13 protein-coding genes and 1 pseudogene are annotated in these 14,682 nt (G+C 63.4%); 4 read left to right on the top strand and 10 right to left on the bottom strand.

Annotation, left to right across the window (positions count from 1 at the left end; translation table 11 throughout):
* Window positions 1–13: 13 nt before the first annotated feature.
* From G3N95_RS31335 to G3N95_RS31325, 4 genes and pseudogenes are all read right to left on the bottom strand, one after another.
* Window positions 14–448 carry an Lrp/AsnC family transcriptional regulator gene (locus tag G3N95_RS31335; protein ID WP_205973971.1) on the bottom strand — a complete coding sequence of 145 codons (435 nt, stop codon included), beginning with the start codon at window positions 446–448 and terminating at the stop codon, window positions 14–16.
* A gap of 172 nt (window positions 449–620) precedes the next feature.
* Window positions 621–731, bottom strand: a pseudogene (locus G3N95_RS40715) (NAD-dependent deacetylase); the annotation flags it as partial.
* 350 nt (window positions 732–1,081) lie between these two features.
* Window positions 1,082–1,225, bottom strand: a complete 144-nt coding sequence (locus tag G3N95_RS31330; RefSeq protein WP_205973970.1) for a hypothetical protein — start codon at window positions 1,223–1,225, stop codon at window positions 1,082–1,084.
* A 215-nt stretch (window positions 1,226–1,440) separates the two neighbouring features.
* A complete protein-coding gene (locus G3N95_RS31325) occupies window positions 1,441–1,647 on the bottom strand; it encodes a hypothetical protein (RefSeq protein WP_205973969.1) in 207 nt (68 codons plus the stop codon).
* Window positions 1,648–1,832: 185 nt separating this feature from the next.
* On the opposite strand from G3N95_RS31325, the gene G3N95_RS40940 reads away from it, so the two are divergent.
* Complete coding sequence (locus tag G3N95_RS40940; protein WP_277398050.1) at window positions 1,833–1,967, top strand: hypothetical protein; 135 nt, start codon at window positions 1,833–1,835, stop codon at window positions 1,965–1,967.
* 251 nt (window positions 1,968–2,218) lie between these two features.
* On the opposite strand, the gene G3N95_RS31320 is transcribed toward G3N95_RS40940, so the two are convergent.
* From G3N95_RS31320 to G3N95_RS31295, 6 genes are all read right to left on the bottom strand, one after another.
* The gene (locus tag G3N95_RS31320) at window positions 2,219–3,373 is read right to left on the bottom strand and encodes an enoyl-CoA hydratase/isomerase family protein (RefSeq protein ID WP_205973968.1); all 1,155 of its coding nucleotides are present in this window, start codon (window positions 3,371–3,373) and stop codon (window positions 2,219–2,221) included.
* Window positions 3,370–4,176, bottom strand: coding sequence for an enoyl-CoA hydratase (locus tag G3N95_RS31315; protein WP_205973967.1), 807 nt, complete (start codon window positions 4,174–4,176; stop codon window positions 3,370–3,372). The genes G3N95_RS31320 and G3N95_RS31315 overlap by 4 nt, the downstream gene beginning before the upstream one ends.
* On the bottom strand, window positions 4,176–5,069 hold the full coding sequence (gene mmsB / locus G3N95_RS31310; protein WP_205973966.1) for a 3-hydroxyisobutyrate dehydrogenase: 894 nt from the start codon (window positions 5,067–5,069) through the stop codon (window positions 4,176–4,178). The genes G3N95_RS31315 and mmsB overlap by 1 nt, the downstream gene beginning before the upstream one ends.
* Window positions 5,070–5,856: 787 nt before the next feature.
* Window positions 5,857–7,386: a CoA-acylating methylmalonate-semialdehyde dehydrogenase gene (locus G3N95_RS31305; protein WP_205973965.1), complete on the bottom strand. Its 1,530-nt coding sequence runs from the start codon at window positions 7,384–7,386 to the stop codon at window positions 5,857–5,859.
* 36 nt (window positions 7,387–7,422) lie between these two features.
* A complete protein-coding gene (locus G3N95_RS31300) occupies window positions 7,423–9,129 on the bottom strand; it encodes an AMP-binding protein (protein ID WP_205973964.1) in 1,707 nt (568 codons plus the stop codon).
* A gap of 418 nt (window positions 9,130–9,547) precedes the next feature.
* Window positions 9,548–10,681 (bottom strand): acyl-CoA dehydrogenase, encoded by a 1,134-nt coding sequence (locus G3N95_RS31295; RefSeq protein WP_205973963.1) that lies wholly within the window; start codon window positions 10,679–10,681, stop codon window positions 9,548–9,550.
* Between the two features lie 282 nt (window positions 10,682–10,963).
* Here G3N95_RS31295 and G3N95_RS31290 point away from each other — a divergent pair, with 282 nt between their 5' ends.
* From G3N95_RS31290 to G3N95_RS31280, 3 genes are all read left to right on the top strand, one after another.
* A complete protein-coding gene (locus G3N95_RS31290) occupies window positions 10,964–12,022 on the top strand; it encodes an AraC family transcriptional regulator (protein WP_205973962.1) in 1,059 nt (352 codons plus the stop codon).
* A 79-nt stretch (window positions 12,023–12,101) separates the two neighbouring features.
* Complete coding sequence (locus tag G3N95_RS31285; protein WP_205973961.1) at window positions 12,102–13,787, top strand: nodulation protein NfeD; 1,686 nt, start codon at window positions 12,102–12,104, stop codon at window positions 13,785–13,787.
* On the top strand, window positions 13,784–14,563 hold the full coding sequence (locus tag G3N95_RS31280) for a slipin family protein (protein WP_205973960.1): 780 nt from the start codon (window positions 13,784–13,786) through the stop codon (window positions 14,561–14,563). The genes G3N95_RS31285 and G3N95_RS31280 overlap by 4 nt, the downstream gene beginning before the upstream one ends.
* Window positions 14,564–14,682 lie beyond the last annotated feature (119 nt).

Below are 14,682 nucleotides of genomic sequence, written 5' to 3'. Positions count from 1 at the left end.
CTCGCGCGACGTGCTAGTTGCTATAGATGTTCGCAAGCTCCGCCGCTTCCGCAGCAAGCTCGGCACGCAGGCTCGCAGGTCCGAGCAGTTCGACGTTCGGGCCGAACGAACGCAGCCGCCAGCGCAACCGCTGGCTCAACATGACCGTGCCTTGCACATGCAGCGCATCGTCAACGTACGTGTCGTCGAAATTGATCATCGCGCCGGCCTTGGCGGCGAGGCCGCTCGCCCCCGCCTTCCTGCGCCAGACGGAGGCCGTGCCGCGCTGGCCTGTCTCGACGAGACCTTCTTCCTCGAGCCGGGCGAGATGCCGGTGAACCGTCTTCGGCCACGGCATGTTCTGCACGGTGCCCGCCAGCCGCCGGTAGATGTCTGGCGTGCTCAGGTAATCGCTTTGCGTGGCTGCGTCGGGAAGCACGCGCATGATTTCGCGGTCGATGTCGGACATTGAACGATAGAGTCGCGTGAGTGGATGGTCTCGGGTTTAACGGCACTTTTTGCCGCTTTCTTGAGCCTGTGCTCAGTCCCCGGCAAGCGCAGCATCGATTGCCGTCAGTCCCTCAAGCGCGCCGCCCCGAATGCCGATGCCTTTTGCCAGATCGATTTACGGCTCTCGCAGAGTCAGGCAACCCCGAATCCACGCCGATCCCTGCACCTGCCGTGACCAGCAGTCCATCCGCGTCGTGCAGCCAGGCGGCAGCCTGCTCCATTTCCCGTTGTTGATCTTTCATCCAGTACGGCCCTCGTTGTTCCTTATGCCTGTCCGCCGTGGTCTGTGTCGTTGTTATGTAAATGTCCGCACGCGCGCGCCGCTAGAACCTGGTGCGCGAGCGGCCGCTGAGACGGTCCAACAACCACGCGGCCAACGTGCCGGGACTATCGAATGGCCGCGCCGGCCTCATCTCGATGTCCTCACTCCCACACGCTTCGCATGCGCCCAGCACCATTAGCACGTCGCTGCGCGGCCTGTAAATGCGGTGCCAGCCGCAAGTGCGGCAGGTCAATTTCATAGGAGGGGCGGGAATCGGCATGGAGCGAACGCTTGCTGGAGTGGAAACGGCGAAGTCGGTGTGTTAGATGCTCATGCTGCGCCAGGCTCGGCATGCTGTGCGTCGCGGCGCACCTTTTCGATGTATTTGCCGAGCACGACCGTCGACAGGATGCCGGTGGCAAAGACGATTGCAAAGGCCGCAAGGCTCTCAAGGGGAGAATTGTTGTTCAGCATTCTGAGTCCTCTCAGGCGAATACAGTGAGTCTGTGTCTCCAATGCCACCGTGTGCGTGGATTCACTCACACGATTTGCATCGCGCTTGGGACAAACGGCGTCCCGATGACGTGCCTGGTCGCCATGAATACACTATGGCAATTACGGCACCGGCTCTACTTTCTATCAGCATTGGCCGACGATTCTCGTCGGCCAATGACAATGCGCGACTCGGGCTATCTGACTGCGCGCCAGATCAATGCCGAAAGTTGATTGCCCGTCCCGATGATCCGGAACGAAACGTCGCGGGTTTGATCGGCCCGGGGATCGTATTCGCCAAGCCTGTGGTAATGCGCGTCACGCGCAATCTGCTTACCGCTCGAGTCGGTCTCGATCGAGTCGATGATGTGATAGTGGTCGTCGCGCAGATATTCAGTGGCCATTCTTGTTCCCCGTCGTGTTTGTCTGGTGTGCGCTCTGCAATGACAACACTATAGGTGCGCGTTGGGACAATTCGCGTCCCGATGGTCGTCAATGCATGCGGGTGTGCACAACGAATGGAACCGTTTGCGCATTGCGATTCGCGTCATTCCAGAATGGCGCCTAAGGAATAAGCGAAAACGGCACGGTGGAGTGGCTCGCGGCCGCGGCGGCCGTGTTCGCGTGCAGGTGGATCGGGCGCGTGAGCGGTGCGGGCGAGCACGACGCTGCAGGCGCCGCGACGACGCCTGCAACGGGCCCTGAAGCGGCAGGCGAAGCGTGACTGACTGACGTCAAACCTCGCCATCGCGGCTTAGCCCGCGAGCAGATCCTCAATCATCACGGGCGGCTTGCGCACCCTGACGCCCGTCGCGTGATGCACGGCATCGGCGATCGCGGCCGCCACGCCCGCGAGCCCGATCTCCGCGCCCTCTGCGCGCCCAGTTCGTTGAACACGGGGTCGGGATAAATGAAACGAGGCCCATTGGGCCTCGTTTCGATTGCGGTGTCGTGTCGCTTCACACACACGGGGCGTTACACGACGGCCGGCTCCTCGCCGAGACTCGCCAGGGGATGCGCCTGCGTGCGCCACGGCGACGACAGGAAATGCCGCACACGTTCCGGCCGCACTTCCGCAAGCGTCGCCGGCGCCCAGCGCGGCTTGCGATCCTTGTCGACGAGATGTGCGCGCACGCCTTCGCTGAAATCGCCCTCTTCGATCGCGCGCGTGACGATGCCCAATTCCATCCGGAAGCATTCGGCGAGCGTCATCTGACGGCCGCGCAACAGCGCATCGCGTGTCACGTACAGCATGGTCGGCGAGTGCGACGTGAGCGCGTCGTAGGTGGCCTGCAACCATTGACGCATCTCGCGCGGATGCTCTCGCTCAAGATCCTGGCGCAGCGCCGCAACGATGCGCTCGACGCCCGAACGCTTGTCGAAATGGCGCATGATCGCCTGCGTGAAAGCGCCGAGCCCCGCATGCGGAACGATGTTGCACGGCGGCTCGAAGACGGTGCGCAACGCGCGCAACAGATCGCCGGCGGCGATGTCGGCTGTCGACACGCGCAACAGGCGCTCTTCGAACGTATCGAGCCATTCGGACGGCACGCACAGATCGGCGAGCCGGCAATGCAGCGCATCGGCGCCCGTCAGCGTCGCGCCGGTCAACCCGACGTACAGTTCGAGCTCGGCGGGCATCATGGAAAGAAAGCGCGTCGCGCCGACGTCCGGCAGAAAGCCGATACGCGTCTCCGGCATCGCGATCTTCGTGCGTTCGGTGACGATGCGCAGCCGCGCCGCCTGGCCCAGCCCCATGCCGCCGCCCATCGTGATGCCGTCGAGCAGCGCGACGACGGGTTTCGGAAATGTGTGCAGTGCGTAGTCGAGCCGGTATTCGTCGATGAAGAACTGCTGCCAGCCGCTGTCGTTACGCTGGCGCATGCCGTGAAGCGCGCGCACATCGCCGCCTGCGCAGAAGCCTTTCGCGCCCGCGCCGCGCAACACGACGGCGACGATCTCGCTATCGTTGCGGCAACGTTCGATCAGCGAAGCCAGTTCACGCACCATGTCGTGCGATAGCGCATTGAGCGCCGCAGGCCGGTTGAGCGTGACGATCGCGACGCGATTGACGACGCGAAACAACACTTCCCGTTCGCGCATGACTTCCTGCTGGAGGACGGCGCTCATCGCTGCGGCTCGCTCGTTTGTGTGATTTGCGCGGCTTGCCATTGCGGTGCACGCTTGTCGAGGAACGCATTGACGCCCTCGCGCTGATCCGCGCCGTCGAACAGATCGACGAAACGCTCGCGCTCGACGGCGAGCGCCGCTGCGCGCGGCACGCCGTTGCGCGCCTGCTGGATGAGTTCCTTGCTGAACGTGACGGCCTGCGGACTCAGGCCCGCGACGCGCGCCGCCATCGCGAGCGCGAACTCGCGCGACGCGCCCTTCTCGACCACTTCTTCGACGAGGCCGATGCGCAGTGCCGTCGCCGCATCGACGCGCTCGCCCGTCAACACGATGCGTTTCGCCCAACCTTCGCCGACGAGCCAGGGCAGCGTCTGCGTGCCGCAGCCGCACGGCAGCAAACCGACGGCCGTTTCCGGCAGCGCCATCACGGCATGCTGCTCGGCGATGCGGATATCGCACGCAAGCGCGCATTCGAGCCCGCCGCCCATCGCGTAACCGTTGATCGCCGCGATCACGACCGGCCGTGCGTTCTGCAGAGCCTCGAAGGCGGTGCCGAAGCGTGTCGCCGCCGTACGCGCGACTTCCTTGTTGCCGTCGGCGAACGTGTTGAGGTCGGCTCCCGCGCTGAAGAACTTCGAACCGTCGCCCGTGATCACGATCGCGCGCACCTGCGCTTCGCCATTGAGCCGCCCGACGATGTGTTGCAACTGCAGCAGCCCTTCCGGCGTAAATGCATTCGCGGGCGGGCGCTTCAAGGACAGCAGCGCGACGCTGCCGTCATGGGCGTAATCGAGTTCGATCATCACGCGTCTCCTTCGTTGCGATACAGCTTGATGACGGAGGAAAAGTCGAGCTTGCCTGCGCCTTTGGTGCTCATCGTCTGATAGAGCTGCTGCGCGAGCGCGCCGAGATAGACGGGTTGGCGCGCGAGCCTGGCGGCATCGGTGGCGAGGCCGAGATCCTTGAGCATCAGGTCGGTGCCGAAGCCGCCTGTATAGCCGCGCGTCGACGGCGCGGTTTCGATCACGCCGGGGAACGGGTTGTAGGTGTCGGAACTCCAGCAGCGGCCCGTCGACGTATTGATGATGCCGCCGAGCACTTTAGGGTCGATGCCGAGCGCAACGCCCAGCGCCATCGCTTCGGAGACGCCGGCCATTGTGATGCCGAGCACGAGGTTGTTGCAGATCTTTGCGACCTGACCGGTCGAGGTGTCACCGCAGTGGACGATGTTTTTGCCCATTGCTTGCAGGATGGGTTTGACGTGCTCATAGGCTGTTGCGCTGCCGCCCACCATGAAGGTGAGCGTGCCGGCTGTTGCGCCGCCTGTGCCGCCTGATACCGGGGCGTCCACGAACGTATTGCCGTTTTGGTTCGCCAGTTCGGCGAAGGTTTTTACGCTGGCTGGGTCGATGGTGCTTGAGTCGATGATCGTTACGTTCTTCGCGATGCCCGCGAGGATGCCGTCTTCTCCTGTTAGCACCGCTTTTACGTGTGCTGCCGCCGGGAGCATCGTTATTACATATTCCACGTCTGTGGATGCTGCTTTTGGTGTTCTTGACGCCGTTGCGCCTTCGGCTGCTAGCGATTGCACTGCGTGCGCGTTGAGATCGAATACGTTTAACGTGTGGCCCGCTTTTAGCAGGTTGTGCGCCATCGGCGCGCCCATGTTGCCTAGTCCTATGAAGCCGATCTTCATGTCAGATGTCCTCCTTTGTGCTGTCTGCGACGCAGTCGTCGTTTTGCTTTTTTGGTTTTTGGTTTTTTGCTTTCGCTGGCATCCGCGGTTTGCTTCTGGTTTGCTGGTGTTGCCCCTGTGCGGGGCGGCACTTACTTTCTTTGCCGCCGCAAAGAAAGTAAGCAAAGAAAGCGGGCTCACACCGCCAGTGCTTGTTCCTGCCTGCGGGCCCCCAACGGGTCCCACACTCCACACGGCAACACTTTGTTTTGCGCCCGTTGCCAACGCCTTAACAGTCGCATCACCCACTCCAGTCACCCGTAGCGCAGCCAGCGGCAGCGACTCGTCCGTGCCGCCCAGGTGGCAAACTGTGTGTAGGTTGTCGCACCGTACGCATTCGCGCTTTTACGACACCGATCGTGCTTTTCAGTCCGGAGTCGTGCATTTCCATTGCGACGGCCTACACACAGTTTGCCACCTGGGCGGCGGTGGACTTTCAGGTAACGCAGCCCTTCACGCGGGGATGTAAAGCGGGTGATGCATAAGTTAGCACGATGGCAACGGGTTCAAAACGATGCGGTGCCGCGTGGAGTGCGGGACCCGTTGGGGGCCCGCAGGCAAGTACAAAAGCTAGCGGTGTGAGCGGCTTTCTTTTGCCTACTTTTCTTTGCCGCTGCAAAGAAAAGTAGGTGCCGCCCCGCACAGGGGCAACGCATGACCACCGACGTGAAATCGCGGATGCCAGCGCGAATGAGGCGCTCGCCAGCAAAAAAAAACCAGAATGGCGACTGCGTCGCAGACAAAAAACTTACCGCAGAGCGATGGTTGTATTCACACCATCGACAACAGTAACGTCGTCGAACCATCGAGCGGTAACGGTCTTGGTCTGCGTATAAAACTGCACAACCTGCTTGCCGTAAGGCCCAAGATCCCCAAGCTTGGATCCCCGAGACCCGGTAAAACTGAAAAAAGGCACCGGCACGGGAATAGGAATATTGATCCCCACCTGTCCGACATCGATTTCACTCTGGAATTTGCGCGCCGCCGCGCCGCTCTGCGTGAAGAGACCAACGCCATTACCCATCGGATTCGCATTCACGAGCGCAATCGCATCATCAAGCGTAGGCACGGTCATCACACACAGCACAGGCCCAAAGATCTCTGTCTTGTAGATCTCCATCCCGACGTTCACGTCGCTAAACACCGTCGGTCCGACAAAATTCCCATCGGCGTAGCCAGCCACCTCCACATCGCGCCCATCCAGCGCCAACGTGGCGCCTTCCTCCACACCCTTTTCGATCAAACCCAGAATCCGCGCCTTCGCGGCACGCGAAACAACCGGCCCGACATCCGTCTTCGGCTCATGACCCGCATTCACCTTCAACGTCTTCGCCTTCTCGACGAGTTCATGCAACCAGTCCTTCGACGCACCCACCAGCACGACAACAGAAGTCGCCATACACCGCTGCCCCGCCGCGCCAAAGCCGGCACCAACCAGCGCATTCAAGGTCTGCTCGCGATTCGCATCAGGCAACACGACAGCATGATTCTTCGCGCCCATCATCGATTGCACACGCTTGCCATGCTGGCTGCCCAGGTTGTACACATGCGTGCCCACGGCCGTCGAGCCGACGAACGAAATCGCCTTCACCAGTTCATGCGTACAAAGCGCATCGACGACTTCCTTGCCGCCATGCACGACGTTCAGCACGCCCTTCGGCACGCCCGCTTCGATCGCGAGTTCGACGAGTTGCATCGTCGACAGCGGATCCTGTTCCGAAGGCTTCAGCACGAACGTGTTGCCGCATACGATCGCCATCGGGAACATCCACAGCGGAATCATCGCGGGGAAGTTGAACGGCGTAATGCCCGCGCACACGCCAATCGGCTGACGCAGCGTGTACGTGTCGACACTGCCCGCCACATTCTCCGCGAACTCGCCCTGTTGCAGCGTGCCGATCGAACACGCGTGCTCGACCACTTCGAGGCCGCGGAAGATATCGCCCTCGGCATCGGGCAGCGTCTTGCCCTGCTCCGCCGTCAGCGTCTTCGCGATGCGCGGCATGTGCTCGCGAATCAGCGCCTGATACTTCAACATGATGCGCATGCGCGCGCCGATCGGCGTGTTCTTCCACGTCGCGAATGCGGCATGCGCGGAGCGGATCGCGGCGTCCACTTCTTCTCGCGTCGCAAACGGCACGCGCGCGAGCACCTGCTGCGTCGCCGGATTCACGATGTCGCGCCACTCGGTCGCGCTCGATTCGACGAACTCGCCGTTGATCAGCAGCTTCACGGTCTCGACCTTCTGGCTTGCGACTGTCGTTGGAATTGCGCTCATGCTCGGTGTCTCCTTGATCAATATCGGTGTCAGGACTCAGTTGCCATTGCCGTTGCGAAGCTCGGGGAAATCTTCTTCCCAGTACTCGTCAGGCAGACGCGCGGGCTCGCCCGTGCGCTCCAGTTCGCGCCGCCTTAGTTCGACGCGGCGGATCTTGCCGGAGATCGTCTTCGGCAGATCGCTGAATTGCAGGCGTCGAATGCGTTTGTATGGCGCGAGCTTTTCGCGCGAGAAGCGGAATACGTCGCGCGCGAGTTCGGGGCCGGCTTCGAAACCATGACGCACAGTGACGAATGCCTTCGGCACCGACAGACGCAGCGGATCGTTGCTCGGCACGACGGCCGCTTCAGCAATCGCTTCGTGCTCGATCAGCACGCTTTCGAGTTCGAACGGACTCAGCCGGTAATCGGACGACTTGAACACGTCATCGGAACGGCCCACGTACACGAGATAACCATCGTCGCGCCGCATCGCGACATCGGACGTGTGGTAGTAGCCGTTGCGCATCGCGTGTTCGGTGGCCTTGGCATTGTTCGCGTAGCCCGTCATCAGGCCGAGCGGACGCACATCGAGCGGCAGCGCGATTTCGCCTTCCGTCACGGGATGATCGTCGGCGTCGACGAGTTCGACGCGATAGCCCGGCAGCGGTCGCCCCATCGAGCCGGCCACGACCGGCTGCCCCGGCGGGTTGCCGATCTGGCAGGTGGTTTCCGTCTGCCCATAGCCGTCGCGGATCGTGATGTTCCATGCATGCCGCACGCGCTCGATGATCTCGGGGTTCAACGGCTCACCCGCGCCGACGATCTCGCGCAGCTTCACGGCATACGACGCGAGCGGTTCCTGCACGAGCATGCGCCACACGGTAGGCGGCGCGCACAGCGTCGTGACGTTGCAGCGCACCAGCACATCCAGCGTTTCCTTCGGTACGAAGCGCGCGAAGTTGTAGACGAACACGCAGGCCTGCGCATTCCACGGCGCGAAGAAGCAGCTCCACGCGTGCTTGGCCCAGCCCGGCGAACTGATGTTCCAGTGGATGTCGTTGGGTTGCAGGCCGATCCAGTACATCGTCGACAGATGGCCGACGGGATAGCTCTGATGCGTGTGTTCGACGAGCTTCGGCTTCGACGTCGTGCCCGACGTGAAGTACAGCAGCATCGGATCGGTAGCGCGCGTCGGGCCGTCGGGCGTGAATGCTGGCGATGATTCGTATGCGGCCGCGATGTCCGTCCAGCCGTCGCGCGGCGCGCCGACCGAGATGCGTTTCACCGCCGCGTCGAGTCCATCGAACTTGGCCGTCTCCACGCTATCGACCACGACGACATTCGCACCGCCGATCTGCACGCGGTCGCGCACATCGTCGGGCGACAGTTGCGTGGTGGCGGGCAGCACGATCGCGCCGAGCTTCATCGCCGCGAGCATCACGTCCCACAGTTCGACGCGATTGGGCAGCATCAGCAGAAGGCGATCGCCGCGCCCCACGCCGAGCCCACGCAGAAAATTCGCCATCCGAGACGAGCGCTCGGACATCTGCGCATACGACAGCTTCAGCCCTTCCTGCGAGGCGTCGTCGACGATCCACAGCGCCGGATTGTGATTGCCTTGCGCGACGACGTCGAAATAATCGAGTGCCCAGTTGAACTCCCCGAGTTCCGGCCATCTGAACTCGCTATATGCGCGCTCATAGTCCGTGCGATGGCGCAACAACAGGTCGCGCGCTTCGAAAAAGCCTTGGGCTGCCGTCATTGTCGTCTCCATGTCGATCCGAGTTGGCGCTTTAGCGCCTACTCGGATCCCATGCGGAGTCGACCTGAGTTAGCGCTTTAGCGCTTACTCAGGTCCCTCTCGCGGTCGATCCGAGTTGGCGCTTCAGCGCCTACCCGGATCCCATGCGGAGTCGACCTGAGTTTGCGCTTTAGCGCTTACTCAGGTCCCTCTCGCGGTCGATCCGAGTTGGCGCTTCAGCGCCTACCCGGATCCCATGCGGAGTCGACCTGAGTTTGCGCTTTAGCGCTTACTCAGGTCCCTCTCGCGGTCGATCCGGGTTGGCGCTTCAGCGCCTACCCGGATCCCATGCGGAGTCGGCCTGAGTTAGCGCTTTAGCGCTTACTCAGGTCCCTCTCGCGCTGCGCCGATCGCGCTTTATTAGCGGATTATTCTGCGCTCAAACATGCCGCGCGATAACCATTCTTTGTACTTCGCTCGTCCCTTCGTAAATCTGCGTGATGCGTGCATCGCGATAGTGCCGCTCGACCGCGTAGTCTTCGAGGTAGCCATAACCGCCGTGAATCTGGATCGCCTTCGAGCAAACCTCCTCGGCCACCTCCGAGGCATACAGCTTCGCCTGCGACGCTTCCGACAAACACGGCCGCCCCGCGCTGCGCAGCCGCGCCGCGTGATGCACGAGCAGCCGCGCGGCGTTCAGACGCGTAGCCATGTCGGCGAGCATGTTGGCAATGGTCTGGTGCTCCTTCAACGCCTTACCGAACTGGATGCGCTCATTCGCATAGATACGCGCTGCGTCGAAGGCCGCACGCGCGATGCCGATCGCCTGCGCCGCGATGCCGATGCGGCCGCCCTCCAGATTCGACAGCGCGATGCGCAAGCCTTCGCCCGGCGCACCAAGCAGGTTCGCTTCGGGCACCGCGCAATCGTCGAGTGAAATTGGACAGGTATCCGAGGCGCGAATGCCGAGCTTGCTCTCGGGCCGCCCGACGTTGAAGCCCGGCGTATCCGTCGGCACGATGAAGGCCGAGATGCCGCGCTTGCCCGCCTCGGGATCGGTGACGGCGAACACGATCGCGATGCTCGCGCGCGAGCCGTTCGTCACGAACTGCTTGCTGCCGTTGATCACCCATTGGCCGTCGCGGAGCACGGCGCGCGTGCGAATGTTGTTCGCCTCACTGCCCGCGTGCGGCTCGGTCAGACAGAACGCACCGATGCGCTTGCCCGTCGCGAGGTCGGCGAGATAGCGGTCTTTCTGTGCGTCGTTGCCGAAATTGAGGATCGGACCGCAGCCGACCGAGTTGTGCACGCTCATCATCGTCGCGCACGCAGCGCAGCCGGCGGCGATTTCTTCCAGCGCGAGCGCATACGCGATGTAGTCGGTATACGAGCCGCCCCATTCGGACGGCACGATCATGCCGAGAAAACCAAGCTCGCCCATCTGTCTGACGACTTGCGCAGGCAACGCGCCTTCGCGGTCCCATTGCGCTGCGTTCGGCGCGAGGCATTCGACCGAAAAGTCGCGAGCCGCGTCGCGGATCATCCGCTGATCGTCGGTATAGAACTCGTCCATGTGTCTGCGTGTCCTCTCCGGTTTGGCTGACGCGCCTGCTGCGTTGCACACAAGGCGCGTTCGATGGCACCCAGTGTAGGCGGCGCGAAAGCGGGATTCGATGCCGCGTTCGATCAATCTGCGTGAGCGCATTTGCCATATCCGGATACCGGCAGCCTCGCCTATGCGGCAAAATGGCGGGCACTACGAGGCGCGCATTGCCGTCAATGTGAGCGCATTTGCCAGAACGCACGAAGAACGCACGAAACGCAGCCTTCCTGCCGACACAAGGATCCCGACTGCATGAAAGCCGAAAGAGGCACGATCTCCGTGAGTCTCGTCGAAGAAACGCTGGCGCTCGCTCGGGCTCGCGGCGTCGACGTGCTGCCCATCGTCGAGACGGCGGGCATCGCGCCGCAGATGCTCGGCAGCGCAAAGAGCCGCGTCACGCCCGCGCAATACGGCGCGCTGTGGGCCAACATCGCCCGCGCACTCGACGACGAGTTCTTCGGCCAGGATTCCCACGCGATGAAGAGCGGCAGCTTCATCGCGATGACGCAGATGGCGCTGACCGCGCGCAACGGCGGCCAGGCGCTGGCGCGCGCGGTCGGCTTCATGCGCCTCGTCCTCGACGACATGAGCGTGCAGATCGTCAAACGCGACGACTGCGTGCGCCTCGCATTCGATCATCGGGACGGCGCGCCGCAGCCGGCCATGTTTGCCTACGCAACGTACTTCATTCTGGTTTATGGACTGGTGTGCTGGCTGGTCGGGCGGCGCATTCCGCTGATCGAAGCGCGCTTTCGCTGCGCGGAGCCGCCCGCCGCGCACGAATACCGGCTGATGTTCTGCGACGACCTGTCGTTCGATCAACGCGAGTCGTACGTCGACCTCGCACCCGGCTTTCTGGACCTGCCTGTCGTGCAGACCACGAAGTCCGTCAAGCCCTTCCTGCGCGACGCGCCCGCGAGTTTCATCATCAAGTACCGCAATCCCGGCTCGCTCGCGGCACGCGTGCGCAAAACGTTGCGTGCGCTGCCGATGGCCGCGTGGCCCGGCTCCGACGAGATGGCGCAACGCCTGCACGTCGCCGAGGCGACGATGCGCCGGCATCTGAAGCAGGAAGGCTATACGTACCAGTCGATCAAGGACGACTTGCGGCGCGACATCGCGATCACGGAACTGCAGCGCGGCGGCCGGCCGATCGCCGACATCGCTGCGACGCTCGGCTTTGCGGAGCCGAGTGCGTTTCATCGTGCGTTCCGCAAGTGGACGGGGATGCGGCCGGCGGATTATCGGGCGGTGAATGCAGCGCCGGGCACGGGTATGTCCCGCCGCGCGGAACCCGCGGAATCCGACTAAGCTTAAGACAGGCCAGCTTTTTCAGGCCAGGCGCGCCGCATACGAACGTGATCCGTCGCCGCGCGCCCGGCCGTCGACGATGGGAACCTACCGGCTTCTCCCGATCCGGCAAGCGGGTTTGCGACGTTTGTCCGGTCGCGCATGCTTCGCGAATCGCAGCGCGTACGGTGCAGTTGCGGCCGCCGAGGTCCGCACTGCATGGGCTCGCGCGCTACGCGTCGTCGCCCATGGCACGTGCACACCGTTGCGGCGAGCACTGCTGCTCGCGTTGACGGTATGCTGCGCGGCAATCTTCGGCCCTTGCGCCGATGCTGCGCAGCCGGCCATCGCGCCCGGCAGCGTAGTCGTGATTCCCGTCGCGGGCGCGATCAGCCCCGCCACTGCCGACTTCATCGTGCGCGGTCTCGCCCGCGCGGCGGAGGACCACGCGCAACTCGCCGTACTGCAACTCGATACGCCAGGCGGACTCGACACCTCGATGCGGCAGATCATCAAGGCGATTCTCGCGTCGCCCGTGCCCGTCGCAACCTATATCGCGCCCGGCGGCGCGCGCGCCGCGAGCGCGGGCACCTACATCACGTATGCAAGCCACATCGCGGCGATGGCGCCCGGTACCAATCTCGGCGCAGCGTCGCCCGTGCAGCTGGGCATCGGCGGACAGGATGCGCCCCGGCCTGGCCAGCCGCCCGCGTTGCCGGGCGCAGCGCCTTCGTCGAGCCCGTCATCGAGCCCGGCCGCCAGGGACAATGCTGCATCGGGCGCGCTCGCGCTCGACAGTCAGTCGACGGAACTGCGCAAGCAGCTTCATGACGCGCAGGCGTATATCCGCGGCCTCGCGCAACTGCGCGGCCGCAACGTGGAATGGGCCGAGCGCGCGGTGCGCGAAGCCGTGAGCCTGTCGGCGCGCGACGCGCTCGAGCAGAAAGTGGTCGACATCATTGCGCGCGACCTTCCCGATCTGCTGCGGCAACTGGACGGCCGCACCTACGACACGGCAGCCGGCGCGCAGCACCTGACGACGGCGCACGCGCCCGTCGTCACGCTCGAAGCGGACTGGCGCAACCACTTCCTCGCCGTCATCACCGATCCGAACGTGGCCTTGATCTTGCTGATGATCGGCATGTATGGCCTGTTCTTCGAGTTCGCGAATCCCGGCTTCGTGCTGCCCGGCGTCGCGGGCGCGATCAGCCTGCTGTTGGGCCTGTTCGCGCTGCAACTGCTGCCCGTCAATTACGTGGGTCTCGGTCTGATCTTCCTCGGTCTGGCGTTTCTGATCGCCGAAGCGTTTCTGCCGACCTTCGGCGCGCTCGGCTTCGGCGGTATCGTCGCGTTCGCGATCGGCGCGCTGATGCTGATCGATACCGATGTGCCCGGCTATGGCATTCCGCTGCCGATGATCGCCGCCGTCGTCGTATTCAGCGTGTTGTTCATTTTCGGCGTGTCGAGCCTCGTGCTGCGTTCGCGGCGGCGGCCTGTCGTGACGGGTGCCGAGGCGATGATCGGCAGCGTCGGCGTCGTGCTCGACGACGGCCTGGTCGCCGCCGATGCCGATTCAATGGAAAGCCGCGCCGAGGTCCGGTCCGACAGCCTGCTGCATGGCGAGCCGGAGCGCGTCGGCTGGGCGCGCGTGCATGGCGAGCGCTGGCGTGTCTGCAGCAACGCGCCGCTCGCGGCAGGCAATGCGGTGCGCGTGACCGGGCGGCGCGGCCTCATGCTCACCGTCGTGCCCGCGAACCCGGCCTCATCACAAGGAGAACGCACATGATCGGTTTCACTTTCGGCTTCGGCAGCATCCTGATTCTTCTGGCGATCGTGCTGGTCGCTTCGTCGGTACGCGTGTTTCGCGAGTACGAGCGCGGCGTCGTGTTCATGCTCGGCCGCTTCTGGAAGGTCAAGGGCCCGGGCCTCGTGCTGATCATCCCCGTCGTGCAGCAGGTCGTGCGCATGGATCTGCGCACCGTCGTGTTCGACGTGCCGCCGCAGGACGTGATCACGCGCGACAACGTGTCCGTCAAGGTGAATGCTGTCGTGTACTTTCGCGTCGTCGATCCGGAGCGCGCGGTGATTCAGGTCGCGCGTTACTTCGAAGCGACCAGCCAGTTGTCGCAGACCACGCTGCGCGCCGTGCTCGGCAAGCACGACCTCGACGAACTGCTCTCCGAGCGCGAGCAGCTGAACACCGATATCCAGCGGGTGCTCGATGCGCAGACGGACGCGTGGGGCATCAAGGTATCGAATGTCGAGATCAAGCATGTCGACATCAACGAAACGATGATCCGCGCGATTGCGCGTCAGGCAGAAGCCGAGCGCGAGCGCCGCGCCAAGGTGATTCATGCCGAGGGCGAGTTGCAGGCGTCGGAGAAGCTGTTGCAGGCCGCGCAGATGCTCGCGCAACAACCGCAGGCGATGCAGTTGCGCTACTTGCAGACGCTGACGACCATTGCCGCCGACAAGAACTCGACGATCGTGTTTCCGCTGCCCGTCGATCTGTTGACGGCCGTACTCGATCGAATGGGCAAGCCTTCTCAGCATATGGGCTAGCGTCGACCCTGCACGCATGATTGATGCGGCTGGCAGAGCCCATTTGGCGCAAAGTGAGCAACGGTTCATTTCAGTTACGAACCTTACTCAATGCGGATACAGAACCTAAAATAAGGGGG

Origin of the sequence: Paraburkholderia sp. Tr-20389 (genome assembly GCF_017104565.1) — a bacterium.
Classification (GTDB): Bacteria; Pseudomonadota; Gammaproteobacteria; order Burkholderiales; family Burkholderiaceae; genus Paraburkholderia.
The sequence above is the reverse complement of the archived record's forward strand: the minus strand, read 5'-3'. Positions and strand labels throughout refer to the sequence as shown.

Excerpts from the sequence above, each read along its gene's own strand:
- G3N95_RS31335 (WP_205973971.1), bottom strand. The coding sequence starts at position 448 with ATGTCCGACATCGACCGCGAAATCATGCGCGTGCTTCCCGACGCAGCC.
- G3N95_RS31330 (WP_205973970.1), bottom strand. The coding sequence starts at position 1,225 with ATGCTGAACAACAATTCTCCCCTTGAGAGCCTTGCGGCCTTTGCAATC.
- G3N95_RS31325 (WP_205973969.1), bottom strand. The coding sequence starts at position 1,647 with ATGGCCACTGAATATCTGCGCGACGACCACTATCACATCATCGACTCG.
- G3N95_RS31320 (WP_205973968.1), bottom strand. The coding sequence starts at position 3,373 with ATGAGCGCCGTCCTCCAGCAGGAAGTCATGCGCGAACGGGAAGTGTTG.
- G3N95_RS31315 (WP_205973967.1), bottom strand. The coding sequence starts at position 4,176 with ATGATCGAACTCGATTACGCCCATGACGGCAGCGTCGCGCTGCTGTCC.
- mmsB (WP_205973966.1), bottom strand. The coding sequence starts at position 5,069 with ATGAAGATCGGCTTCATAGGACTAGGCAACATGGGCGCGCCGATGGCG.
- G3N95_RS31305 (WP_205973965.1), bottom strand. The coding sequence starts at position 7,386 with ATGAGCGCAATTCCAACGACAGTCGCAAGCCAGAAGGTCGAGACCGTG.
- G3N95_RS31300 (WP_205973964.1), bottom strand. The coding sequence starts at position 9,129 with ATGACGGCAGCCCAAGGCTTTTTCGAAGCGCGCGACCTGTTGTTGCGC.
- G3N95_RS31295 (WP_205973963.1), bottom strand. The coding sequence starts at position 10,681 with ATGGACGAGTTCTATACCGACGATCAGCGGATGATCCGCGACGCGGCT.
- G3N95_RS31290 (WP_205973962.1), top strand. The coding sequence starts at position 10,964 with ATGAAAGCCGAAAGAGGCACGATCTCCGTGAGTCTCGTCGAAGAAACG.
- G3N95_RS31285 (WP_205973961.1), top strand. The coding sequence starts at position 12,102 with ATGGGAACCTACCGGCTTCTCCCGATCCGGCAAGCGGGTTTGCGACGT.
- G3N95_RS31280 (WP_205973960.1), top strand. The coding sequence starts at position 13,784 with ATGATCGGTTTCACTTTCGGCTTCGGCAGCATCCTGATTCTTCTGGCG.